A 23477-nucleotide genomic window follows, 5' to 3' on the forward strand; every position below is an offset into this window, starting at 1 on the left:
TCTTGAAAATGATGAAAATAAAGAAAAATTACTTAATGATTTTTATAAAATTCAATCAAAAGAAATCTTTAGCGAAATTTTAAAAAGATTTTGTGTGATTGTTGGTAAAGATATAAAAGCTTTAAAAGTTCGCAAAATGAAAACTCGTTGGGGTTCTTGCAATACGAAAAAATCTTATATAAATCTAAATACCGAATTAATTAAAAAAGATATATTAGCAATAGAAGCGGTAATTATGCACGAATTAACACACCTTTATCACGCTAATCACTCAAAGGCTTTTTATACCACGCTTTTAGGATTTATGCCTGATTATAAAGCAAGAATTAATTTATTAAAAGATAAATAATTTATATTTATCCCCCATATTTTATACAGCTAATGCCAAATTTATCTCTTATAGCACTTAGGGTTTCGTTTAATTTTTGATTTTTTGTGGTGTTTTGAAAAATATTTTCACAATATGTTTTATCAAGATTATTAGCAGCAATTCCTATATAATAAACACTTACATTTTTAGTATTTTTCATAAGAATTTCAAATCCTTTTACGGCATTATCAATTAGATTTTTTTCATCAAATGGTTGCATGATTTCAATTCCAATATGCTCTAATTTATTGCCGTATTTAATACTTATTTCTATTTTTTTAGGATGATATTTGTGCTTTGAAATCCAAACACATAAATATCTAGCAAGTATTTTAACCCTTCGCCTTAACTCATCATAATCATTAATTGGCTTAAAGCTTTTTGATATTGCGTGGCTTTTAATATCTTTTGTTTCTTCTACTTTTTCATTATCAACGCCTTTAATTCTTGCTATGATTTTTTTGCCATTTTTACCATATTTATCTAGCAAATATTCTTTTTGCAATAATTCATCTAAAGTATTTACCCCATAAGCTCTTAAATATTTTTGTATTTCTCTTCCTATGCCTGCGAAATTTTTTATATCTATTCCTTTAATGGCATTACTTAAATCATATTCCATTCTAATGCCAAAAGGTTTTGCTAAATCGGTTAAAAATTTAGCTCCCCATTTGCTATTATTAATGCCTATACTAGCTGGTAAGCCAAATTTATCTAATAGTTCTTTTTGAAGATATTTTGCATAATCTAGCACTTCTGTGTCTTTTTTAAACCCTTCTAAATCTCCAAAAAACTCATCTATGCTAAATTGTTCAATCACGGGTATTTTGCTTTCTAAAAATTGCCTTACTTTAAAGCTTAGTTCTTTATAAAATCTAATATTACTTCTAGCTATTTTTAAATTCGGACATTTTTGATAAGCTATATTTAATTTATCTCCTACTTTTACGCCATATTTTTTAGCTTCATAAGATACGGCAATTGCAGTAAAATGCCTATAATCAATTACTTTATTTTCACTTCTTGCAACTTCAATTGAGCTCATAAAGGCGATTTTATTATCTATATATTTTGCATCTTGATTGAAAAAATCTTCATCGCTTCCAGCATAAATCACGCAAGGTGTATTGCAGAGTTCTTTATTTAATAGTCGTTGTGCATTTACAAAATAGCTATCAAAATCTATATGAAGTTTCATTAGAATTTGTTTTTATAAATATTTATAAATTCATTAATAGGTGTAGCACCTTTATGATAATAAAATCCTTGTAATTCATCACAACCTAATTGTTTTAAAATATTTACTTGCTCTAGTGTTTCAACACCTTCTGCTACTACTCTTTTATTCATAGTTTTTGCTATTTTTATAATACCAATTATAATTGCTTTTGAGTTTTCATTAATTAAATCACAATCTTTACTATTTAATCCATCTATAAAGCTTTTATCAATTTTAATTGTATCAATAGGTAAATGATTTATATAAGAAAGAGAACTATAATCTTTCCCAAAATCATCAATACTTATTAAAAATCCAATAGCTTTTAATTTTTCTAATATAGTTTCACTACTGCTATTAAGTCTATATCTTTCTGTTATTTCTATATCTATTAAATTTGGATTTATATCGTATTTTTTAACATTTGCTAGCAAATAATTTATCATATCTTTATTGTGCAAGTGTTTTGCTGATATATTAATACTTATTGGAATATTTATTCCCTTATTTTTTAAAACTTGTATTTCTTGAAATACTTTTGCAATTACAAATTTTTCAAGTTTTATTATTAAATCAGTTTTTTCTGCAATTCTTATAAATTTTTCTGTATTTTCAAATTTATCATTTCGTTTCCAGCGAATTAATGCTTCTGCGCCTTTTACTAAATTATCATTTGCTCCGATTTTTGCTTGATAATATACATCAAGCTCACCTTTTTCTAAAGCCCTTTTTAAATCATTTTCTAATTTTGCTTCATTATCTATTTGTGTTTTAACTTCATCAGAATAATCGCAATACAATGTATCTTTTTGAACGCTTGAAAGTAAGGCTGCTTTGTAAGTATCGTTTATTATTTGATTGTAATTTTCATTTGTTAATACACTAAAGCCAACCCCTATACTTTGTTCATAAATTCCATCACTTCCAAAATTAATACTTTCACTAAAGCATTCGTGCAACTTAATAGCCATATTATTAAAAGTTGTTTGTATTTCATCAATACAAGGAAATGCTAATAAAAAATCTCCATTGCCACTTATTTTGGCTATTTTAGAATTTAAAATAGTTGTAGAAAAACTTGAAAATCTACTTGCTAATTCTAATATTATTTTATCAGCTAAATCAAAACTTCTACTTTTTAATAGATTTTGATAGTCTTTAAGATATATATAGCTAACTATTATAGGACAATCGCTTTTTTCATAGAGTTCTTGTATGTCTAATAAGAATTTTTGTTTTTTAGGTAATTTGGTTAAAGAATTATAGTTTTCTTGATAGTATATATCATTTAAGACTTCGTTTAAAGAATTTGCTATTTTTTGAAATTCGCTGTAATTTAGCGTATCGTTTAGCATTAAAGGCTTATGTTTTTTTACTGAATTTGCGAGAAGTTCTGCAAAATCATTAAAATTTGATTTTACTCTTTTTAATCTTTTTATATAAATTGCATTACTAATAACTGCGGCTACTAATACAGCGAAAGAAAATACTAAAAATTGAAAAATAGTATGGTCTTTATTTTGTTGTAGCCTAATTACCAAGCTATCATTTCCTATATTGTGAATTCTATGATGCTCTTCAATTCTTTTTGCCTCGCTAATATATCTATAAGTTCCAAAAATTCCACCAGCAATTTCAATTAGTAAAAAAGTTGTAATAATAAAATTCTTAAACGAGTTAGATAGAATTGATTTTGTTTTCATAGTACTCACCTAAACATTTTAATTGATGCCTTTGCTTCTTCTTTTTCCATATAATTACGAACTGATTCTTGAGCATTTTTATTCATTAAATAGCTTTTAATTTGTTCTTTTGCTACTTCATAACTTGCCCCATTCATTTTATCTTTATTTAAATTATAAAATCTAATTACTTCATCATCGCTTACATCTTTCATATAATTTTGAGCGATTAAATCAAATAATTTCTTTTTTAGAATTTCATCTTTTATATTTTCTGTTAGCATTTTGATTTTATCTTGGTTATGTTCTATGAAAGTAGATAAGCTAATATTATTAGCAGCAGCTATTTTTGATAATTCTTGATTGATTTCTAGTTCATTTGCAGCTAATTTGAATTTTTTAGCTAAAGATGTGCATATTTTATTTTGAATTAGCAATCTTAATGCGTCGTTTTGGCTTATATTCATATATTGTGAAATTTCTATAATATCAATATTTGTAATAGGCTCGTTATTAACACTAGCTATGATTGAAGTTATAGGACTTGCGTTCATAAATGCACCAAATACAAGTGCAAGCAAAATTTTTCTCATTATTTACCTTTAAGTGATTTTAAATGATTATAACTATAAAAAATTCACAAAAGGCTAATAATAATGATAGTTACAAGATTTGCACCCTCTCCGACAGGGTTTTTACATATTGGTGGATTAAGAACAGCACTTTTTTCTTATCTTTACGCTAAAAGAAATAATGGTAAATTTATTCTTCGTATTGAAGATACAGATATGGCAAGAAATAGCGAAGAAGCAACCAAAGCTATTTTAGAAGCTTTTAAATGGGTTGATTTAGAAGTAGATGGGGAAATTACTTACCAAAGTAAAAGATTAGATATTTATAAAGAATATATTCAAAAATTACTTGATAGTGGCAATGCTTATTATTGTTATATGAGCGAAGATGAGTTAAACTCATTAAGAGCAGAGCAAGAAGCTAGAAAAGAACGCCCTAAATATGATGGAAGATACAGAGATTTTAAAGGCACTCCACCAGAAGGAATTAAGCCTGTTGTAAGGATTAAAGCACCGCTTGATGGAGAAATAATAGTAAATGATGGAGTAAAGGGCGAAATTAGATTTAACGCTGCTGATATTTTAGATGATTTTGTAATAGCTCGTGCTGATGGCACTCCTACTTATAATTTCGTAGTGGTTGTTGATGATGCTTTAATGGGCGTAACTGATGTTGTTCGTGGAGATGACCATCTTTCAAATACTCCAAAACAAATAATAATTTATGAAGCTTTAGGCTTTAAGGTTCCTAATTTTTATCATTTAGCTATGATAAATGGAGAAGATGGCAAAAAACTTAGCAAAAGACACGGAGCAACCGATGTTATGGAATATAAGGCTTTAGGATACTTGCCTGAAGCTTTACTTAATTTCTTATTAAGATTAGGATTTTCAAACAAAGACCAAGAAATATTTTCAATGCAAGAAATGAAAGAATGCTTTACATTTGATAATGTTAGCAAAGGTGCAAGTACATATAACGCACAAAAATTAGAATGGATTAATGCTCATTATATAAAAAGCGTTAGCGATGAAAGATTAGTAAATGCTTGTAAAGATTTAGGATTTGATTTTTCAAGTGTTAAGAATTATTCATTCTTATTAACAATGTTAAGAGAAAGAGCTAAGACTTTAATAGATTTGATAAATAGTGCAAAAATTATTATAAACGAGCCAAATTCTTATGAAGAAAGTGGAGTTGCTAAGTTTGTAAATGATAATAGTAAAGCTTTATTTTCTAAGTTTGTAAATGATTTTAAAGGTGCAAATACTGAAGCAGAATTTGAATTAGCCGTTAAACAATTTTTAGATAGCAATAATGCTAAGCTAAAAGACATAGCGCAATTAATTAGATTAAGCCTAACAGGAACAACAATTAGTCCTAGTATTTATGCTATTATGGAGTTTTTAGGCAATGATGAGATTAAAAAAAGATTTAATAATTTTTTAAAGGAGATTTTATGAATAATTTAAAAGAAAGAGCATTAGAGTATCATTTAGGCGGTAAATTAGGCACTTTTATTAAAACGCCTATGAAAGAATATGAGAGTTTAAGTTTAGCATATTCTCCTGGAGTTGCATATCCTTGTGAAGAGATTGCTCGTGATAGTGATTTAGCTTATAAATACACAAGTAAAGGTAATTTAGTAGCAGTTATTAGCGATGGTTCAGCTGTTTTAGGTCTTGGCAATATCGGTGGAATTGCAGGAAAACCTGTTATGGAAGGTAAGGCTTGCTTATTTAAAAAATTTGCAAATGTTGATTCTTATGATATTGAATTAAGCACTCAAGATACCGAAGAAATAATAGCAGCAGTAAAAGCTATTGCTCCTAGTTTTGGCGGTATTAACCTTGAAGATATAGCAGCTCCAAAATGTTTTGAGATTGAAGCAAGACTTCAAGACTTAGGTATTCCTGTAATGCATGATGACCAACACGGAACAGCTATTATTAGTGCGGCGGGGTTAATTAATGCTTGCGAAATAATTGGCAAAAAATTAGAAGATTTAAAAGTAGTTGTTTGTGGAGCAGGAGCAGCAGGGATTGCAAGTGCTAAGATATATAAGACTTTAGGGGTTAAAAAGATTTATTTAGTAGACTCTAAAGGTGTTTGCAATACTAAAAGAACAGATTTAAATGAGCATAAATTAGAATTTGTAAGAGAATGTGATGAGGATACTTTAGCTGATGTTTTAAAAGGAGCTGATGTTTTCTTAGGGCTTAGCAAAGCTGGAGCTTTAAGCGAAGAAATGTTAAAAACTATGGCAGAAAATCCAATAGTATTTGCTTTAGCTAATCCTGATCCAGAGATTTTACCTGAACTTGCGAAAAAAGTTCGCCCTGATGTAATTATTGCAACAGGAAGAAGCGATTATGACAATCAAATCAACAATGTTTTAGGCTTTCCGTATATCTTCCGTGGGGCTTTAGATGTTAGAGCTAGAAAGATTTCTATGGGTATGAAAATAGCAGCTGTTAAGGCATTAAGCGAATTAGGACGCCTTGAAGTTAGCGAAAAAACTAAAAAATTATATGGTAAAGACTTAAAATATGGAAAAGATTTAATAATTCCAAAACCATTTGATGATAGGGTAAAAGCTTATGTTAGTACCGCAGTTGCTAAGGCTGCTGTTGATGAAGGCATAGCTTTAGTTAAAAATTTTGATGATAAAGCATATTTTGAAAGGTTATTGAATGAAAGTAATTAAAAATACACTAGTTTCAACTTATCTAGCGAAAATTAGAGATAAGAATACATCTTGTAGGGATTTTCGTGAGCATATAAAAAAGCTTAGTGGATTTGTTATTTATGAAGCTTGTGAATTTTTAAGCACAGAAAAAGTTAATATTCAAACTCCACTTATGCCTTGTGAGTGCGAAGTTATTAGCGATGATATTGTAATAGTGCCTATTTTAAGAGCTGCACTTGGTATGAGTGATATTGCACTTGATTTATTAGGTAAAGCTAGTGTGGGATTTTTAGGTATTCAACGCAATGAAGAAACGCTTGAACCTGAATTTTTCTTTGAAAAATACCCACAAGATATGCAAAATAAAACTGCAATTATAATTGACCCTATGTTTGCAACTGGCGGAAGTGCTATTGCAGCTGTTGATAGATTAAAATCAATTGGTGTCAAAAAAATAATTTTTGCAAGTATCATTGCAACTCCTGAGGCAAGAGATAGAATGAAAAAAGCTCATCCTGATGTAGCATTAATTACTGCTTGTTTGGATAAAGGATTGAATGAAAAAGGTTATATTATCCCAGGTCTTGGAGATGCTGGAGATAGGATATTTAATACTTTAAAGGCTTAAAAATGAAAAAAATATTATTGGGTTTAAGTTTATTTGTTTGTTTAAATGCTGAGGTAATCACACAAAATATCAAGGAATTTGATTTTACTAATAGTGATTATGCTGTAATTGATGTTAGAATGCCTAGTGAATACGCTGCAACAGGTGTTGTAAATAAAGCAAAATTGATAACATTTCTAAACGAAAATGGAAGTATTAATCCTGATTTTTTGAATGAAATTAGTAAAAATTATTCAAAAGATAGCAAAATAGCAATTATGTGTAGAAGTGGTAAAAGAAGTGCAATGGTAACTAAAATGCTTGAGCAAAACGGCTTTACTAATATAATAAATCTTGATGGTGGAATGAACGAATTATTAAAGACAGATATTAAATTAGTTCCATATCAAAATTAATTTTTAATCCTATTTTAAATTCTTTTTAAAATAGGATTTATTTAAGTATTCCTTGATAGCCTGTATTAAAAAGTGCTTGATTTATTATGCTTTCGTTAAGTTCTTTATCGCTTTTAATTATCGCTGTTTTATTTTCTAAACTAACATTTACTTTATTTACTCCATCAATTTTTAGTAGTGCCTTTCTAACAATTGCCGTGCATAATGGGCAATGTATTTTAGGAATTTCTAAAGTGTATTCATAAGCATTTAAAACACTTAAAAATAAGCTTAACAATAATATTTTTTTCAAATCATTGCTCCTATAATTTCAGGATAAAATACGATAAATAATAATGCAAGTCCTATTAAAAATAATCTGATTTTATTTTTTTGATTTAGTTTTTTATAGACAAATATGCAATATAAAATGCAGGTTGCAATCCCCAAATATACTCTAAAAGGTGCTAAAAAATCAAAATTAACAAGGCTTACTCCAAATATCAAAAAGCTAATAGCTCCAACACAACAAAGGCTAGAGCTAATAGCTAAGATAAACATTGATATTAAATATTTTTTCATATTTGTTTTGAAGTGTATTCATATACAAATTCATTAGGTGAATAATAATCAATAGTATTTGAATCAACTTCAGCATATACATAGCCAAAATTATTAAGCGGTGCTTGAGCTGGGCGTGGAATTAACACGAAATCTCTTTTAGTATTAAACTCGCACCAACACATTTCCCAATTTCCGAATTGAAATTCTCTTAATTTTTGTATACCACTATCATTATTATCTAGGTTTAAAGATAATTTAACTTTAGCTATATCAGCAGGATCGCAAGGAATCCACCCATAGCCTTTTAGATAAAACTCCGCCCTACAATGTTGAGCTTTTGTTATATTTTCTTTACTACCCATTGCAGCATAAAATCTACTCGCACCTAAACGAATTCCAAAGCACTCTCTAGCAGGAATATTAATACTTCTTAAAAGTGCTACAAAAACAGAGCTAATATCAGTGCATTTGCCATAAAGTTTTTTACTTTCTAAAATAGCCTTAGCATCACCAATTCCACACCCAATTACACTCTCATCACGAGTAAAATTAAGTGCTACCCAATCATAAATAGCTTTTGCTTTTTCTAAATCGCCTTTTATACCTTTTGTAATTTTTAGTGCATATTCTTTTACTATTCCACTAGTAAAAATATGTTCGCTTGGTTTTAAATATTGTGCGATACTTTCGTCTAATTTCTCGTTTTCATTAAAATTAACTTTAGAAAAATCAGTAATTCTATCGTGAGTTTTAATGCTAAATTGTGTTATTAATTCAGCTTTTACATTAGAAAAACTTGCATATAAACTATTAGTTTCAAAATCACTTAAATAAATTTCATTGTAATTTCCACTATTTACAATATCACTTGTAAGGTATTGATATGAGCGTGATTTTGGTAATGGAAGCCATATTTTGCTAACTTCGCCTAATTCGCTTAAATTATGTTTTAAGCTTACAATGTATTCTTTACTATCGTCTTTTGTTGCTTGAGTATTATTTACTAAAGGTGTTTCATTCGCACTTAGTAAAGTGTTTGCTGCAACTGCAGACGATAAAGTTAAAAATGTTCTTCTTTTCATAACTTTATCCTTGTGTGAAATAAACTTTTATTTTAAATTATTTTATTTAATAATAAATTTAGTTTTTTAATAGTTTTTATGTTATTATTGACCTTTACATTTTTACAAAGGAAAATTATGGCTAAAGATGATGTAATAGAAATTGACGGCGAAGTTATTGAAGCTTTACCAAATGCAACTTTTAAAGTTGAGCTTGATAACAAACACGTAATTTTATGCCACATTGCGGGTAAAATGAGAATGCACTATATTAAAATTATGCCAGGAGATAGAGTAAGAGTTGAGCTAACTCCTTATAGTCTTGATAAAGGACGCATTACTTATAGACACAAATAATTTAGCACTTTTTATGGTGCTAAACTTCTAAATTATTTTTTTACCATTCATTTATCTTGGGGGGGGGTATAATCACTCTAAAGGAGATAAAATGAGTGATTTAACAACAAATGAAAATCAAAATGAAAACAAATATGATTTGTTTAATGGAGTTTTATTAGTAGATGTTGGTGCCGTAACGCAATATAGCTTAATTCATATAAGCGAACTTGAAATTACGGTTACTTCTGGTGTGAGTTACAAAGATGCAGAACAATCACTTAAAGATGTGGCTAGTTATTTAGGCTATAACTGTGTTTTAAACATAGTAAGAGACAATTATGTTGAAAGCACGGAAACTTTTGGGACTGCACGCACAGAAGGTAGTGTAGATGGTAAAATTAGTAAAGGTTGGTTTGGTTCTTATAATACTAATTCTAAAATCAATGCAGAAACTATAATTAATTCAGAAACTAAAATAAATAATTGCTTTAATATAAAAGGCACCCTTGCGATTATCGGTAAGCCAAACCCTAATGGTGAGAGCATAGATTTAGATGAGCTATCAAAAAAGGATGAAATAATTTTAAAGTGTGTTTATGCGGCTTATCCGGTTTATGATATTAATTGCGAGTTAGAAGAAGTTATAAAAAAACAAGATGAATTGGTTAATAAAACCTTAGGAGGGGCAGGACTTGCTACTTTTTTATCATTCGTAGTTGGGTTTTTATCATTTGTGAAATTTATAAGTATTCCTGTGTGGCTGATTTTTTTATTTTGGTGCAAATCAGCAGACAAAACAAGAGATACTTATAAAAATGCTTTAGCAGAATATGAAGAAAATTTCAAAAACATTGCAAGTAATTATGGTAGTGAATTAGCAGTTGTTTATAATTCTATTCCATACGCAAGAATTAAACACATAGGAGATTAAAATGAATAGTTTAGAAGTTATAAATAATGTTTCAGAATTTAAAGAAGGTGAGTTTTGTGTAGCGTTTCATAAGATGATTTTTGAAAACAATGCAAATGTAACCGATAAAAATGTATTAATAAACATGGCTAGACCAGTAAGTTGCTTTAAAATGGCGATAAACATGACTATTGGATCGTTTATATTATATCCAGTTTTATATGCTATTGGCTATTTTTTCTTTTAGTTAAAACTACAATTTTTTAAATAATTTAGCACTTTAAATGGTGCTAAATAATTTTTATTATATGCTCTATTTTATTTTTATCTAGGATTTTTAAACTTCATTTATATTGGGATATTTCACATACTTTAAAAGTTATCTAAAACTTTATGAATTAAAAAAGTAAAATCTATAAATTAATTCTTAAATAATAGTTTGAGATTAGATTGCTAAGAAATTTTTAGAATTATCAAAGACAAATAAATTTAATATTTAAACCTATATTAATTTTGTTTTGATAGTATTAGTACTTTTGCAATTTATCTGTGTGAAGAAGTAATATTTGAGTGAATTTTCCACCATTTAAATATTAGTTGGTAATTCGTGATACCTAAAAATGCAGATTGTAAAAAAGTGGAAAGCAAATTATTTTTTAGGAGACAAGATGAAAGTAAGACCATCTGTTAAGAAAATGTGCGACAAATGTAAAGTCGTTATGAGAAAAGGCGTTGTTCGTATTATTTGCGAAAATCCAAAACACAAACAAAGACAAGGATAAGGTATGGCTCGTATTGCAGGTGTTGATTTACCAAAGAAAAAAAGAATTGAATATGGCTTAACTTATATCTATGGTATAGGTTTATTTACTTCACGCAAAATTTTAGCAGCAGTTGGAATAGATCCAAACAAGCGTGTATATGAATTAAGCGAAGATGAAGCAGCAAATATTCGTAAAGAAATCCAAGAACATTATTTAGTTGAGGGTGATTTAAGAAAACAAGTTGCTATGGACATTAAAGCTTTAATGGATTTAGGTTCATATCGTGGTTTAAGACATAGAAAAGGTTTACCAGTGCGTGGTCAAAAAACTAAAACAAATGCTAGAACTCGCAAAGGTAAGAGAAAAACCGTTGGTGCAAAAGCGTAAGGATAGATAATGGCTAAGAGAAAAGTAGTTAAGAAAAAAGTAGTTAAAAAGAATATTGCTAAAGGTGTAGTATATATTAGTGCAACTTTTAACAATACAATGGTAACAGTTACAGATGAAATGGGAAATGCAATTGCATGGAGTAGTGCAGGTGGTTTAGGATTTAAAGGGTCTAAAAAATCAACTCCATTTGCTGCTCAACAAGCGGTTGAAGATGCTTTAAATAAAGCTAAAGAACACGGAATTAAAGAAGTTGGTATTCGTGTTCAAGGTCCTGGTAGCGGTAGAGAAACTGCTGTTAAGAGTGTTGGTGCAGTTGAAGGTATTAAAGTTACTTTCTTAAAAGATATTACACCATTAGCACATAATGGTTGCAGACCACCAAAACGCCGTCGTGTATAATATAAGTATAGGAATATAGGAGAAATAGTATGGCAAGATATACTGGACCAGTAGAGAAAATTGAAAGAAGATTAGGCGTTAGCCTTGCAATGAAGGGTGAAAGAAGACTAGCTGGTAAGAGTGCTTTAGATAAAAGACCTTATGCACCAGGTCAGCATGGTCAAAGAAGAGGTAAAATTAGCGAATACGGCTTACAATTAAGAGAAAAGCAAAAAGCTAAATTTATGTATGGTGTAAGCGAAAAGCAATTTAGAAAATTATTCCAAGAAGCTGCTAGAAAAGATGGAAATACAGGTTCTATTTTAATTCAATTCTTAGAACAAAGACTTGATAATGTTGTTTATAGAATGGGTTTTGCTACAACTCGCCGTTTTGCAAGACAACTTGTAACTCACGGACATATTTTAGTAAATGGTAAAAGAGTAGATGTTCCAAGTTATAGAGTATTACCAGGCGCTAAAATTGAAGTTGTAGAAAAAAGCAAAAACAATCCTCAAATAGTAAGAGCAGTTGAGCTTACAAATCAAACAGGTATTGTTGAGTGGGTTGATGTTGAAAAAGATAAAAAATATGGAATTTTCACAAGAAAACCTGAGAGAGAAGAAGTTGTCATTCCTGTTGAGGAAAGATTCATAGTAGAGCTATACTCTAAGTAATAAGGAGTAGCAAATGAGAAAAGTAGTTACAACAGCTCATATGCCAAATGATTTTACTATTGAAAATATCGGCGAAAATAAAGCACGCATTAGTGCTTGGCCTTTTGAAATTGGTTTTGGCATTACATTAGCACATCCACTGCACAGGCTTTTACGCCTTAGTGCAATTGGCTATGCAGCAACTGCTATTAAAATTGATGGAGTAAGCCATGAATTTGATAGCAAAAGAGGTATGGTAGAAGATATTTCTTTATTTATTATTAATATTAAAAATATGCGTTTTAAAATTAAAAACGAAGATAGTAAAAGAGAAGAAGTAAGCTTTAGCTTTAAAGGGCCAAGAGAAATTAAAGGTAGTGATTTAGCTAATAATGTAATTGAAGTTGTAAATCCTGATAACTACATTGCTACTATAAATGAAGACACTGAATTAGACTTCACATTAATTATTGAAAAAGGTATTGGCTATGTAGCAAGCGAAGATTTAAGAGAAAAAACTGATAGTAGTTTTATAGCTCTTGATGCGTTTTTTACACCAGTTAGAAATGCAAATTATTCAATAGAAAAGGTATTACACGAAGATAATCCTGATTATGAAAAAATTGTATTTGAAATAACAACTGATGGTCAAATTACACCTGAAGATGCGTTTAAAAATGCTTTAGATGCTATGTATCAACAAATGATGGTATTTAATAAAATTGCAACTACAAGTCCTAGATTAATAGGGGAAGAAACAACTGAAGAAATTGATTTATCTCCTTTATTAAAAAGCGTTAAGGAACTTGGTTTAAGCGTAAGAAGTAATAATGGTTTAGAAAAAGCTGGCATTGAATTTATAGGCGAATTAGCTTTAATGAGTGAAAGCGATGTAAATAATTTAAAAAATGTTGGTAAAAAATCAGTGGATGAAATTACTACTGCTATGAAAGAAATAGGCTATCCGATAGGTTCAAATTCTGTAGATGCTTATAAAGATAAACTTATTGAAAAAATAAAAGAAATTAAAGGATAATAAATGAGACACGGACATGGATATAGAAAGCTAGGTCGTACTAGCACTCATCGTGCAGCTTTACTAAAGAATTTAAGCATTGCAATTATCAAAAATGGTAAGATTGAAACAACTTTAGAAAAAGCTAAAGAATTAAGATCATACATTGAAAAACTAATCACTCGTGCAAGAGTTGGAGATTTTAACGCTCATAGAGCAGTATTTGCAGCTTTACAAGACAAAGAATGCACAAATAAATTAGTAAATGAAATAGCTCCAAATTACAAAGAAAGAAATGGTGGCTATACAAGAATTATTAAAACAAGAACTCGCCGTGGTGATGCGGCTACTTTAGCTTATATTGAGCTAGTATAATAATTGAGTGCTTCGGCACTCAAAATATTATGAATAAAATAACACTCCCAAATAATCAAACTTTAGAAAACTATATATTAAACAAAGAACTTTTTACCCTAGCTGATATTTCTCAAAATGCTTATAAATTTTGGAAAAATATAAAATACGCACAATATCCAAATTCTAGAATTGTATTTTTAGATAAAAATACAATAGCTAAAAAGTATGAGAATTTAATCCCTAAATGCTCTAATTTAAGTGGATTAGTATTAGCTAGTGCATTTTGTTCTATGAGTAATCTAGCGCCATCACATTTAAATCCAAATAATAATTCAAATCTTTTAAATGTAATAAAATTAGTAGAGATTGCAGGGATAAAATTTATTGATTTAAATGATTTTTTTACAAAGTTAAAAATACCTTTAAATTCTCATATTTATATAGAAAAATGTTGTTATTTTGCACCCGAGCCTTTTGAGAAAAAAATCAAACTCACAAACACTTTATGTTTAGGATATTACTAAGGAGATAAAATGCTTACGAAAATAAGAGATATTTTAAAAATCAATAATGCTGATTTTGCTTTAATACTAACGGCTGATTATCACTTGAGTGAGTATATTTCTGAATATTTTAAACTTAGAGAATTTATAAGTGGATTTAGCGGTTCTGCGGGCTCGCTTTTAATTAGCCTTGATGATGCAATTTTATTTACTGATGGTAGATATTTTTTACAAGCTGAAAATGAGTTAAAAGATAGCATTAGATTAATCAAAAGCCCTGATTATATAGACTATATTAAAAACAATCTAAGTACCAAAAAGGCTTTAATTGATTTAAAAACCATATCTCAAAATAATTATGAAAAGCTAAAAAACCTTGTTAATATAATAGATTATGATAATTTTTATAAAGATTTTTACGATAAACAACTCCCACAAGAGCCAATCTATAAGCAAAACGAAAAATTCATAAGTGATTTAAGTGCTAATAAAATAAAAAAAGTCCAAGATGAATTAAAAAATAAAAATATTGATTATTGCGTAATCTCAAGCCTTAGCGACATAGCTTATCTTACAAATTATCGTGGTAAAGATGTGGAATTTAACCCAGTATTTTTAAGCTATATGATAATTTCACAAACTAATGCGATTTGTTATATAGAGCCAACAAAACTTAAAAATATTCAAAAAGATTTAAATATAATTTATAAAAATTACGATGAGTTTTATTCGGATTTATCTAGTTTAAGTGGTAATGTATTGTGTGATTTTGCCAATACGAATGCAAAAATTATTAGCTTAATAAATGCAAATTTAGTAAATGAAATCTTGCCTAGCACCATACATAAAGCTTGTAAAAATGATGTGGAAATAAAGCACATAAAACAAGCTCATATAATTGATGCTATTGCATTAACTAAGTTTAATTATTACTTAGAAAATATTAATTTAGACTTGGTTGATGAGCTAAAAATTGATGAAGTTCTAACGCAATTTAGACAAGAAAATGAGTATTTTATCAGCAATTCTTTTGATACTATCGCAGCATTTAATGAAAACGCCGCAATAATTCACTATAAAGCAAACACAAAAACTTCAAAATTACTTAATAAATCAGGTTTATTATTACTTGATAGTGGGGCTCAATATGAGTGCGGCACTACTGATATTACGAGAGTTTTTAAGATAAAAAACGCAAGTTTAGAGCAAATTAGAGATTATACTTTGGTTTTAAAAGCACATATCGCAATATCAAAAACCATAGCACCCGAAAATATAAAAATGCCTTTATTAGACAGCATTGCAAGAAAAGAATTATGGCAATACGGATTTGACTATTTGCACGGCACAGGGCATGGGGTAGGATATTTTTTAAATGTTCATGAAGGTCCACAAGTTTTATCGTTAAATGCTAATATTAGCGAACATACTAAATTAAAAAGGGGTATGCTAACATCAATTGAGCCAGGTTTGTATCATAATAACAAATACGGAATTAGACTTGAGAATTTAGCAATTAGTAAGCATTGTTTTATCAGTGAATACGGAGATTTTTTGAGCTTTGATATAGTTACGCTTTATCCTTTTGAGCTTGATTTGATTGATAAAAAATTATTAAATCAAGATGAGATTAATTGGCTAAATGATTATCATAAAAGGGTTTTTGATACCATAAGTGTATTTTTAGATGATGAGTTAAAGCAGTTTTTAGAATTTAAAACGAGAGCATTAAACTAAACTTTAGGAATATTATTTGCTATTAAACAAATAATTAAAGGAGTTTTAATGAAAGTAGAAAATATTGCATTATTTAATGATACCAAAATAAAAAAAAGCAAACAAATATCATCTGAGTTTTTTACAAATGAATTAGCCAAAGTTACGACAAAAACTATATCAAATAATACGCCAACTTTACTAAGCACTTTAAATAATAGTATAAAAAATGAGCTTGATTATAAAAACGAATTAAATAAAGCAAAATCTAGCATTCAGTTTGGCTATAGCGTAGATAATGATGGCTTTATGGGTGCTGATTTTAACAAGGCTTCAGGGTTACCAGATGATTTTAAAATCCACTCAAGCACACTAAAAGAAATAGTTAGATTTAATGAAAAAATGAATGTATATTCGGTGATGAAAGATTCGGGCAAGACATTTAGCAATATTGATTTAGCCGATACTATTAAACATTATTATGATTTATTTACGCACATTACTCACAACAATCAAGATTATCCAAGTGGCATTAGCATAGATTTTGGTTACAGCAAGGTTAGCTTTGATTATATAAATGATATTAGCAAATATAAAATCACAAATATTTATAAAAATAACGAAGAATTAGAATATGCTAAAAGCATAAAAGCAGATGGCTTTAGCGTAATAGAGCTTAGTTTCGAGCCAAAAAATATTAGCGTTGATAAAGAACTTGCTTTTAGCCCTGATTTTTCTATGTATAATGAAAAAGAAAAGAAATTCATAGGATTTTTACAAAGCATAAATCCATTTGCAAGTGATAGCGGGACAACAAGGCTAAGCAAAGATGCTTTAAAATATGCTTTAGCTATGCAAGATGATTACAATAATATAAATAAAGATATTAAAAAGCATAAAGATTTATTAAAAATGGCTGATGAGATTAAGCATTTAGGCATTGATGAATTGCTAAAAACTAATACCGAAGTGGCTAAGTTTTTAGACAAAACTAAGGCTTGATTAGACTAAAATCTGCATTAGTTTTGCTTTATTCTCTTGGCTAATTTGGTAACTATCTTTACATTTTTGTAAAGTCATTTTAAGTGTTTTAGCGTCTAATTTGTGCGAACTTAAAAACGAAATGCCTAATTCAAATTCTTTAGCTAAAACTACTTGAAAATACCAAGCTCTAGCCATATTTATATAATATTCATCACTTTTTATACTAAATATAGCTTTTAACCCATCTTTATAAGCGATAAATTTCATATAACAAATTATCCCAAAACGAATTTTGTATATATGGTTTTCGCAAATTAATTCATTTGCAAAAGCTTTTATATCTTGATTTTTAAAGCTTTTAGGCACTAAAGTATCACAATTAGCCCAATTATCAACGAAATCTAAATAAAGCTTAGTGTATTTTAGTGCTTTTGAGAAGTCTTTTTCATAATTAATCCCATAGGCAATTATTTGTAGATATTCATAAAATTTCTCATCTTTTAAAAACTTATTAAAAAATTCATCAAAGGTATTTTCTTTTTGAAGTTTTTTTGCGTAGTCTTTTAATATATTTGAGCGAACTCCTAAAATTTCATATTTGCTAAAAACTAATTTTTTATGAAATTCTTTATAATTGTTATCAATAAATTTTGTTAAATACTCTTTCAACCTAGCTCCTTTTAAATGCTAATATAAATAATTGGAATTTAAAGATTATATTTTAAATTCTAAAACTAAACTTAAAAAGAAATTACTAATTAACAAATATTTACAAATTTTTATTATTTTCATAGATTTAAAGTTAAATTTTGATAATATTAAAAGATTTTAATTCAAGGAATAATTATGAGAAATAAACTAAGTTTATCTTTATTAACTTGTTTAGCAATCAGCGGGGGGGGGTATTTACACGCTGAAGAATTAAACACTGTATGTAACGACAAGAACCCTTGTAATATTGATGGTAAAACTATAGAAGTTAAAACTCCATACAATACAACTCAAGATATTATTGGTAATGGAGCAACTCTTGATATTACTGGAAGTCTAACTTCTACTGGAAAAGTTGATTTAGTTAATAGTACTTTTAAAAGCAGCAGTGCAAATAGTAAAACTGATGTAGATACTATTATAGGAGATAAGTTAAAATTTAATTTAAGTTCAGCTAACAGCAACTCTTTTAAAGTAAATAATATGATTTTAAAAAATAATTCTACAATAGATGTTGTTGATGGGACACAAGCGATTAAAATAGGTAATTTATCATTAGATAATTCAATTATTAGAAAAAATGGAATAATGGATATTGATGTTTTTGAGTTATCTAATAAATCTAGTTTTACAAATACTTTTCGCAATGCTATTGTTGGTGAATTAAAAATAGATGAAACTTCTACTTTTCATAATTGGCAAGGTGGTTCTACTATAAAAAAAGTTACAAATAATAGCACGAATGGTTCAAATGTTACATTAAAATCTGAGGGTAGTGGTATTACTATAGGAGATTCTTCTAGTAATTTGCAAGGTAATATATCAAAAGTTAATATAGAGGGAACAACTGTTATATTTAGTAATTTATTATTAGATAATACTAGCAAAATAGATGTTAGTGGTAATATAGTTTTGGATAATAAAATTAATATTAATAATATGGATTTATCAAAAACGACTTCCACTCCAACTTCACATAAGATTGTTATAAAAGATGGTGCAAATGTTATAATTACCGATACAAATCTTACTAATCAATCTATAAATGCTAATAGTAAAAGCGATAAAAATGGTTCTTTAACAATTATTGGTGGAATATTCAAAGATGTTAGTATAGGTGGGGCAACGGGAGCTACCAATCTTGCAAATGTTACTTTAGATAAAGTAAATATTGAAAATAGCGGATTAAATAAAGATAACAATATAATAGCTCAAAATGTTACTCTTAATAATATTACAACTTCAAATAATGCAAATATTAATGCAAAAACAAAATTAGATATAAAAAATTCTAAAATAGATAATACAAACAAACTTACAGCAACTAATGCAGAAATAGGAACTTCTACAATAGGTGCAGATATTAATGTAACTAATGAGTTAAAGGCAACAAATGGTGCGAATTTAAACGGCAGTATAACTTCAGGCACTATTATTGCTGAAAATGGTTCTATATTTAATGGGAATACAAAGGCTAATGACAGCATAACTGCTAATAGTGGCTCAAAATTTGTAGGGAATGTAAATGCAACTAACAAAATTACTTCAAGTGGTGCTATATTTAATGGAGAAGTTACAGCAAAAGATTTAGAAAGTTCTAAAAATTCTATATTTAATAACACTATAACAGCAAGTAATTCAATTACTTCAAGTGATACAACATTCGCAAAAAATGTAAGTGCAAATACAATTACTGCAAATAGTGGTTCAGTATTTAACGGCACAACCACTGCAACCGATAGCATAACTGCTAATAGTGGCTCAAAATTTGTAGGAACTACTACAGCAACTAACAAAATTACTTCAAATGGTGCTACATTTGATGGGTTGGTAAATACAAAAGATTTAGAAAGTTCTAAAAATTCTATATTTAATAACACTATAACAGCAAGTAATTCAATTACTTCAAGTGATACAACATTCGCAAAAAATGTAAGTGCAAATACAATTACTGCAAATAGTGGTTCAGTATTTAACGGCACAACCACTGCAACCGATAGCATAACTGCTAATAGTGGCTCAAAATTTGTAGGAAATGTAAATGCAACTAACAAAATTACTTCAAATGGTGCTACATTTGAAAAAGAAGTAAAAACTGCATTCTTAGACGCTCAAAAAGGCTCTATATTTGATACTACAAGCATAGTCAATGCAACAGATATTAATGCAGTAGGTTCTACATTCAATGGAAGCATAGTTAAGAATAATTCAATTACAGCTGATAGTTCAACATTTGCTAATGCAATTGATACAGCTACTCTAACAGCTAAAAATAATTCAAGCTTTGCAAATGTTACAGCAAATACTATCACTTCTACTAATTCAATTTTTAGCGGTAGTGTAAATGCAAGTAATTCTATAAACTCTACAGGCTCAACCTTTAAAGCTTTAGTAAATACTTCTAGTTTAACTACTGATGCTAATAGTGTTTTTAGTGCTACATCTAAAGTAAATGTAGAGAAATTAACGGCTAATAGCACTAATTTTCAAGGTTTAGTGGATATTAATTGTAAAAATACTGATTGCACTTCAAGTCTTAATAATAGTAAGTTTAATGAATTAAGCGTTACAAATGCAACCATAAGCGATACATTTACAGCACACAAACTAACAGCAAATGATAAGGCTACATTTGAAAAAGATATAAAATCAGATTTTATCACGGCAAATAGCGGTTCAGTATTTAACGGCACAACCACTGCAACTAATAGCATAATTGCAAATGGCGGCTCAACTTTTAATGGTTTTGTATCGGCAAATAATATAACTTCAGAAAAATCAGTATTTAATAAAGAAGTTAATGTAAAAGATACTTTAAAGTCTAATAATTCTAAATTTAATTCTATAGTTAATGCCAATACAATTGAAGCAGTTTTAGACACTACATTCTCTAAAGATTCAAAAGTTAATGCTAACACTATTAATACGAGTAAATCTATATTTAATGGCGAAGTTGTAGTAAGCAATCTTAATGCACTTAATACAAAATTTAATGGAGCTACTACAATTGATTGCAAGGATAATACAAATTGTAAGTCAGATATTAAAGCTAGTTATTTTAATGATTTGACTTTAAAAAATAATGCAAAAATTACTCTTGATGAGGGAAGTTCGGCAAATAATTTAACATTACTTGATGATACTACTTACCTAGCACTTAATGGCAAATCTCAAATCACAGGCGATATTAAAAATGAAGGTATTATTGAGATAGTTGATGGGACGATTTCATCAAAAATCACAGGTAATGGGGACTTAATTAGTAATAAAGTAGTTTATACAAACGATGTTGAATTGAGTGATATTAAAGGTAGTGGGGGTAAATTTGGTGGAATAACAACTACCACAAATGATGTAAGCGTAGATAATACAACATTTGAAAAAGATTTAAATGTAGGTAAAACTTTATATGCTAATCAAGGAAATCAGTTCAGTGGTAAAGTTAGTGCTACTGATGCAATCTTTAGCCTTGATACAAGTAAATCTATGGAAAAAGGTAATGTAATTACGGCAAATCAAGTTGATATTACTAAGAATTTAAATATAAAAGATTTAAATGTTACAGCAGAAAATATCAAATCAAATTCCGCACGCATTACAAACTCTACTATCAACTCATCAAATATCAATTCTAATTTAGTAAATATTGCAAACTCTACTATTAATTCTAAGCTTTTAGGCAAAGATGATAGCTCAAGTAATGTATATGATGCTAATATACAAAAAGATAGCGGAACTTACACTACAAAACAATCAGAATTAAATGGCGGCGTAAGGGTTGATAAGCTAGATACAACAAATACTCATATAAAAGGTCAAGTAGCAGTAAATACTTTAGTAGCTAATAATTCTAAGTTTTATATTTATGGTGGTGGAATTGATACTTCATTCCACGATATTTATAGTGGAGCTATAATAGTAAGAGAAGCTATAAGTGGTGCTAACAATACAATACAACTTGCTAATACAAACCTTACTATGCTAAAAGATAAAGAAGGTTTTATCCCTATAGCAATAGTTAATAACACTACTAATTCACAAAGAAGTGATGCAAATTCTCAATCAGGAATTAGCAAGGACTTTTTTAAAGTAACTTATCAAACAAAAGTGGCAAATTATGAATTAGCCGATAGATTTACGCATTTTAATCCTAATGCTAAAGGAAATGCTATTTGGAGCATTGGTATTAAAGGCGATGATTTAATAGATGAGAGTAATGTTGATAGTGTTATTTCGGGTCAAGATTTAGGCAATATAGCAAATGGTGCTAATAGCAATAATGTTAATACTTCTAGTTTAGAAGTTGTTTTAGGCGATATGTTTGATTTAATAGATTTTGATAAAGACGCTGTTGGGACGGCTAATTTCATTCTAACAAGCCCTGATTACATAGCAAATACTAAAAACAATACATTAAACAATAGATTAAGATTGGTGAAAAATCAAAAAGTAGGTAATGGATTTTGGCTAGATAATCAAATGGGATATAACAAATACGAATATAGTTCAATTCGTTATAAGAATTTTAATGTTGGTGCTGATAAGACAAATGAACTTAGCAATTCTAATTTAACTTTAGGTGTAGCTGCTAGTTTTGGAACGGCTGAAACTAAAGGAAATGTAGATGCTAATAGCGATTCAAAAGGCATTGGTTTATATGCTATGAATGTATTTAATAATGGAGTGTTTATAGGTGCTAATGCTTTTTACCACAATATATCAAGCTCTTATGAGGCAGATAAATTAGGAATTAAAGCTGATAAAAATCACAATGTTTATACAGCTAGTTTTGAAAGTGGGGTTAGATTTGGGGATAAATATTATTTTGAGCCAAGTTTAAGATATGATTTGACTTCTTATAAGCCGACTGCAATTAGCACAAATGGTCTTAGTATAAGTGGGGATAGCCAATTAAAGCATACTTTATCAGCTAAATTAGAAGGTGGAGTGTCTATGTTAGATAGCCTTGATGGATTTTTATCTGTTGCACTTAGCAAAGAACTAACTAAAAAGCCTGATATGTTGTTAATAGATGAAGTTAAAGAAAATATCATTGAAGGTAAAAAGGGCGATACAAGTGTGAATTTAAATTTTGGTGTAGATTATAAAATCAACCCTAATGCTAGTTTTAATATCAATTTAGGAAGCAATCTTTACACAAATTCTGATAAAGAATTAAAAGGTAGCTTAGGCTTTAGCTATAAATTCTAATGAAGAATTCTAATTCGTAATAGTTATTACGAATTAGAATTTATTTTTACTATCACAATTATTTTCTTTTTTATTTGATATAACTAATAAAGATTTTATTGCTTTAAAATATTTTCAATTAATATATTTTTGAGTTTGTTGGTTGGATATTTTTTTATGTAATTAATTTTTAAATTCTGCTAATTATGTCAAAATGTATATTTTAAACTAAGATATTTTGCCGATAATTTCTAGGAGTAGATAGAACTATAAAAGTTATTTTTAGCTTTATATTAGTATTTTAAAGGGTTGTTAAATAAAAATAAAAGTTGATTTTAGTATCAGATGAAGTATAAATTTTGTAAATATACAGACTTATTAGGGCTAAAACCCTAATAAGATTA

25 protein-coding genes are annotated in these 23477 nt (G+C 28.5%); 18 read left to right on the plus strand and 7 right to left on the minus strand.

The features are described 5' to 3' along the window. Positions 1-349: M48 family metallopeptidase (locus AVBRAN9331_RS02505; protein WP_336612335.1), on the plus strand; the 349-nt coding region annotated here is incomplete at its 5' end. A gap of 7 nt (positions 350-356) precedes the next feature. Here AVBRAN9331_RS02505 and AVBRAN9331_RS02510 read toward each other — a convergent pair. Genes AVBRAN9331_RS02510 through AVBRAN9331_RS02520 form a run of 3 tightly spaced genes read right to left on the minus strand, consistent with a single transcriptional unit; the run spans position 357 to position 3864 of the window. Beyond that, complete coding sequence (locus tag AVBRAN9331_RS02510) at positions 357-1568, minus strand: Y-family DNA polymerase (RefSeq protein WP_336612336.1); 1212 nt, start codon at positions 1566-1568, stop codon at positions 357-359. Further along, the gene (locus AVBRAN9331_RS02515; RefSeq protein ID WP_336612337.1) at positions 1568-3292 is read right to left on the minus strand and encodes an EAL domain-containing protein; all 1725 of its coding nucleotides are present in this window, start codon (positions 3290-3292) and stop codon (positions 1568-1570) included. The genes AVBRAN9331_RS02510 and AVBRAN9331_RS02515 overlap by 1 nt, the downstream gene beginning before the upstream one ends. Before the next feature lie 5 nt (positions 3293-3297). Beyond that, complete coding sequence (locus AVBRAN9331_RS02520; RefSeq protein WP_214117779.1) at positions 3298-3864, minus strand: hypothetical protein; 567 nt, start codon at positions 3862-3864, stop codon at positions 3298-3300. Positions 3865-3906: 42 nt separating this feature from the next. Here AVBRAN9331_RS02520 and gltX point away from each other — a divergent pair, with 42 nt between their 5' ends. The 4 genes from gltX to AVBRAN9331_RS02540 are packed head-to-tail and all read left to right on the plus strand — an operon-like array spanning position 3907 to position 7556. After that, on the plus strand, positions 3907-5307 hold the full coding sequence (gltX, locus tag AVBRAN9331_RS02525) for a glutamate--tRNA ligase (RefSeq protein WP_239803736.1): 1401 nt from the start codon (positions 3907-3909) through the stop codon (positions 5305-5307). Next, on the plus strand, positions 5304-6551 hold the full coding sequence (locus AVBRAN9331_RS02530) for a malic enzyme-like NAD(P)-binding protein (RefSeq protein ID WP_214119549.1): 1248 nt from the start codon (positions 5304-5306) through the stop codon (positions 6549-6551). Before gltX ends, AVBRAN9331_RS02530 begins: the two co-directional genes overlap by 4 nt. Further along, entirely contained in the window at positions 6538-7161 is a 624-nt protein-coding gene (gene upp / locus AVBRAN9331_RS02535) for a uracil phosphoribosyltransferase (protein ID WP_214117776.1), read from the plus strand. The genes AVBRAN9331_RS02530 and upp overlap by 14 nt, the downstream gene beginning before the upstream one ends. 2 nt (positions 7162-7163) lie before the next feature. Then, positions 7164-7556, plus strand: a complete 393-nt coding sequence (locus AVBRAN9331_RS02540; RefSeq protein ID WP_214117775.1) for a rhodanese-like domain-containing protein — start codon at positions 7164-7166, stop codon at positions 7554-7556. A gap of 37 nt (positions 7557-7593) precedes the next feature. On the opposite strand, the gene AVBRAN9331_RS02545 is transcribed toward AVBRAN9331_RS02540, so the two are convergent. From AVBRAN9331_RS02545 to AVBRAN9331_RS02555, 3 genes are read right to left on the minus strand one after another with little or no spacing between them, the layout of a single operon-like run. Further along, positions 7594-7848, minus strand: coding sequence for a heavy-metal-associated domain-containing protein (locus AVBRAN9331_RS02545; RefSeq protein WP_214119551.1), 255 nt, complete (start codon positions 7846-7848; stop codon positions 7594-7596). Next, the gene (locus tag AVBRAN9331_RS02550; protein ID WP_214117773.1) at positions 7845-8117 is read right to left on the minus strand and encodes a hypothetical protein; all 273 of its coding nucleotides are present in this window, start codon (positions 8115-8117) and stop codon (positions 7845-7847) included. The genes AVBRAN9331_RS02545 and AVBRAN9331_RS02550 overlap by 4 nt, the downstream gene beginning before the upstream one ends. After that, positions 8114-9181: a transglutaminase-like domain-containing protein gene (locus AVBRAN9331_RS02555; protein ID WP_336612338.1), complete on the minus strand. Its 1068-nt coding sequence runs from the start codon at positions 9179-9181 to the stop codon at positions 8114-8116. The genes AVBRAN9331_RS02550 and AVBRAN9331_RS02555 overlap by 4 nt, the downstream gene beginning before the upstream one ends. Before the next feature lie 117 nt (positions 9182-9298). On the opposite strand from AVBRAN9331_RS02555, the gene infA reads away from it, so the two are divergent. From infA to AVBRAN9331_RS02615, 12 genes are all read left to right on the plus strand, one after another. Next, positions 9299-9517: a translation initiation factor IF-1 gene (infA, locus tag AVBRAN9331_RS02560; RefSeq protein WP_214117771.1), complete on the plus strand. Its 219-nt coding sequence runs from the start codon at positions 9299-9301 to the stop codon at positions 9515-9517. 91 nt (positions 9518-9608) lie between these two features. Next, the gene (locus tag AVBRAN9331_RS02565) at positions 9609-10430 is read left to right on the plus strand and encodes a hypothetical protein (RefSeq protein WP_336612339.1); all 822 of its coding nucleotides are present in this window, start codon (positions 9609-9611) and stop codon (positions 10428-10430) included. Position 10431: 1 nt separating this feature from the next. Continuing rightward, entirely contained in the window at positions 10432-10656 is a 225-nt protein-coding gene (locus AVBRAN9331_RS02570; RefSeq protein ID WP_336612340.1) for a hypothetical protein, read from the plus strand. 421 nt (positions 10657-11077) lie between these two features. Further along, positions 11078-11191: a 50S ribosomal protein L36 gene (gene rpmJ, locus AVBRAN9331_RS02575; RefSeq protein WP_214117768.1), complete on the plus strand. Its 114-nt coding sequence runs from the start codon at positions 11078-11080 to the stop codon at positions 11189-11191. Positions 11192-11194: 3 nt separating this feature from the next. Further along, positions 11195-11560 (plus strand): 30S ribosomal protein S13, encoded by a 366-nt coding sequence (gene rpsM / locus AVBRAN9331_RS02580; RefSeq protein ID WP_214117767.1) that lies wholly within the window; start codon positions 11195-11197, stop codon positions 11558-11560. A 9-nt stretch (positions 11561-11569) separates the two neighbouring features. Beyond that, entirely contained in the window at positions 11570-11962 is a 393-nt protein-coding gene (rpsK, locus tag AVBRAN9331_RS02585) for a 30S ribosomal protein S11 (protein WP_214117766.1), read from the plus strand. Between the two features lie 29 nt (positions 11963-11991). Continuing rightward, positions 11992-12618 (plus strand): 30S ribosomal protein S4, encoded by a 627-nt coding sequence (gene rpsD / locus AVBRAN9331_RS02590; protein WP_214117765.1) that lies wholly within the window; start codon positions 11992-11994, stop codon positions 12616-12618. A gap of 13 nt (positions 12619-12631) precedes the next feature. Beyond that, complete coding sequence (locus AVBRAN9331_RS02595) at positions 12632-13633, plus strand: DNA-directed RNA polymerase subunit alpha (RefSeq protein WP_214117764.1); 1002 nt, start codon at positions 12632-12634, stop codon at positions 13631-13633. A gap of 3 nt (positions 13634-13636) precedes the next feature. Beyond that, complete coding sequence (rplQ, locus tag AVBRAN9331_RS02600) at positions 13637-13987, plus strand: 50S ribosomal protein L17 (RefSeq protein ID WP_214117763.1); 351 nt, start codon at positions 13637-13639, stop codon at positions 13985-13987. Positions 13988-14016: 29 nt separating this feature from the next. Then, the gene (locus AVBRAN9331_RS02605; protein ID WP_214117762.1) at positions 14017-14493 is read left to right on the plus strand and encodes a cysteine permease; all 477 of its coding nucleotides are present in this window, start codon (positions 14017-14019) and stop codon (positions 14491-14493) included. Between the two features lie 9 nt (positions 14494-14502). Beyond that, entirely contained in the window at positions 14503-16209 is a 1707-nt protein-coding gene (locus AVBRAN9331_RS02610; protein ID WP_336612341.1) for a M24 family metallopeptidase, read from the plus strand. Positions 16210-16257: 48 nt separating this feature from the next. Continuing rightward, entirely contained in the window at positions 16258-17190 is a 933-nt protein-coding gene (locus AVBRAN9331_RS02615; RefSeq protein ID WP_336612342.1) for a Cj0814 family flagellar-dependent secreted protein, read from the plus strand. Here AVBRAN9331_RS02615 and AVBRAN9331_RS02620 read toward each other — a convergent pair whose 3' ends face one another. Continuing rightward, positions 17191-17841, minus strand: coding sequence for a DNA alkylation repair protein (locus AVBRAN9331_RS02620; protein ID WP_214119561.1), 651 nt, complete (start codon positions 17839-17841; stop codon positions 17191-17193). It lies immediately after the preceding gene. Between the two features lie 177 nt (positions 17842-18018). On the opposite strand from AVBRAN9331_RS02620, the gene AVBRAN9331_RS02625 reads away from it, so the two are divergent. Next, positions 18019-23094: a hypothetical protein gene (locus tag AVBRAN9331_RS02625; RefSeq protein WP_336612343.1), complete on the plus strand. Its 5076-nt coding sequence runs from the start codon at positions 18019-18021 to the stop codon at positions 23092-23094. The last annotated feature ends 383 nt before the right edge of the window (positions 23095-23477 follow it).

This window comes from Campylobacter sp. RM9331 (assembly GCF_020137685.1).
Taxonomy (GTDB): domain Bacteria; phylum Campylobacterota; class Campylobacteria; order Campylobacterales; family Campylobacteraceae; genus Campylobacter_E.

Bases quoted from the DNA above. Each gene is read 5' to 3' on its own strand.
- AVBRAN9331_RS02605 (WP_214117762.1), top strand. From the start codon at position 14,017: ATGAATAAAATAACACTCCCAAATAATCAAACTTTAGAAAACTATATA.
- AVBRAN9331_RS02555 (WP_336612338.1), bottom strand. From the start codon at position 9,181: ATGAAAAGAAGAACATTTTTAACTTTATCGTCTGCAGTTGCAGCAAAC.
- AVBRAN9331_RS02570 (WP_336612340.1), top strand. From the start codon at position 10,432: ATGAATAGTTTAGAAGTTATAAATAATGTTTCAGAATTTAAAGAAGGT.
- AVBRAN9331_RS02615 (WP_336612342.1), top strand. From the start codon at position 16,258: ATGAAAGTAGAAAATATTGCATTATTTAATGATACCAAAATAAAAAAA.
- AVBRAN9331_RS02595 (WP_214117764.1), top strand. From the start codon at position 12,632: ATGAGAAAAGTAGTTACAACAGCTCATATGCCAAATGATTTTACTATT.
- infA (WP_214117771.1), top strand. From the start codon at position 9,299: ATGGCTAAAGATGATGTAATAGAAATTGACGGCGAAGTTATTGAAGCT.
- rpsM (WP_214117767.1), top strand. From the start codon at position 11,195: ATGGCTCGTATTGCAGGTGTTGATTTACCAAAGAAAAAAAGAATTGAA.
- AVBRAN9331_RS02540 (WP_214117775.1), top strand. From the start codon at position 7,164: ATGAAAAAAATATTATTGGGTTTAAGTTTATTTGTTTGTTTAAATGCT.
- AVBRAN9331_RS02550 (WP_214117773.1), bottom strand. From the start codon at position 8,117: ATGAAAAAATATTTAATATCAATGTTTATCTTAGCTATTAGCTCTAGC.
- AVBRAN9331_RS02520 (WP_214117779.1), bottom strand. From the start codon at position 3,864: ATGAGAAAAATTTTGCTTGCACTTGTATTTGGTGCATTTATGAACGCA.
- rpmJ (WP_214117768.1), top strand. From the start codon at position 11,078: ATGAAAGTAAGACCATCTGTTAAGAAAATGTGCGACAAATGTAAAGTC.
- AVBRAN9331_RS02530 (WP_214119549.1), top strand. From the start codon at position 5,304: ATGAATAATTTAAAAGAAAGAGCATTAGAGTATCATTTAGGCGGTAAA.
- AVBRAN9331_RS02625 (WP_336612343.1), top strand. From the start codon at position 18,019: ATGAGAAATAAACTAAGTTTATCTTTATTAACTTGTTTAGCAATCAGC.
- AVBRAN9331_RS02610 (WP_336612341.1), top strand. From the start codon at position 14,503: ATGCTTACGAAAATAAGAGATATTTTAAAAATCAATAATGCTGATTTT.
- rpsK (WP_214117766.1), top strand. From the start codon at position 11,570: ATGGCTAAGAGAAAAGTAGTTAAGAAAAAAGTAGTTAAAAAGAATATT.
- AVBRAN9331_RS02515 (WP_336612337.1), bottom strand. From the start codon at position 3,292: ATGAAAACAAAATCAATTCTATCTAACTCGTTTAAGAATTTTATTATT.
- rplQ (WP_214117763.1), top strand. From the start codon at position 13,637: ATGAGACACGGACATGGATATAGAAAGCTAGGTCGTACTAGCACTCAT.
- AVBRAN9331_RS02565 (WP_336612339.1), top strand. From the start codon at position 9,609: ATGAGTGATTTAACAACAAATGAAAATCAAAATGAAAACAAATATGAT.
- AVBRAN9331_RS02510 (WP_336612336.1), bottom strand. From the start codon at position 1,568: ATGAAACTTCATATAGATTTTGATAGCTATTTTGTAAATGCACAACGA.
- upp (WP_214117776.1), top strand. From the start codon at position 6,538: ATGAAAGTAATTAAAAATACACTAGTTTCAACTTATCTAGCGAAAATT.
- rpsD (WP_214117765.1), top strand. From the start codon at position 11,992: ATGGCAAGATATACTGGACCAGTAGAGAAAATTGAAAGAAGATTAGGC.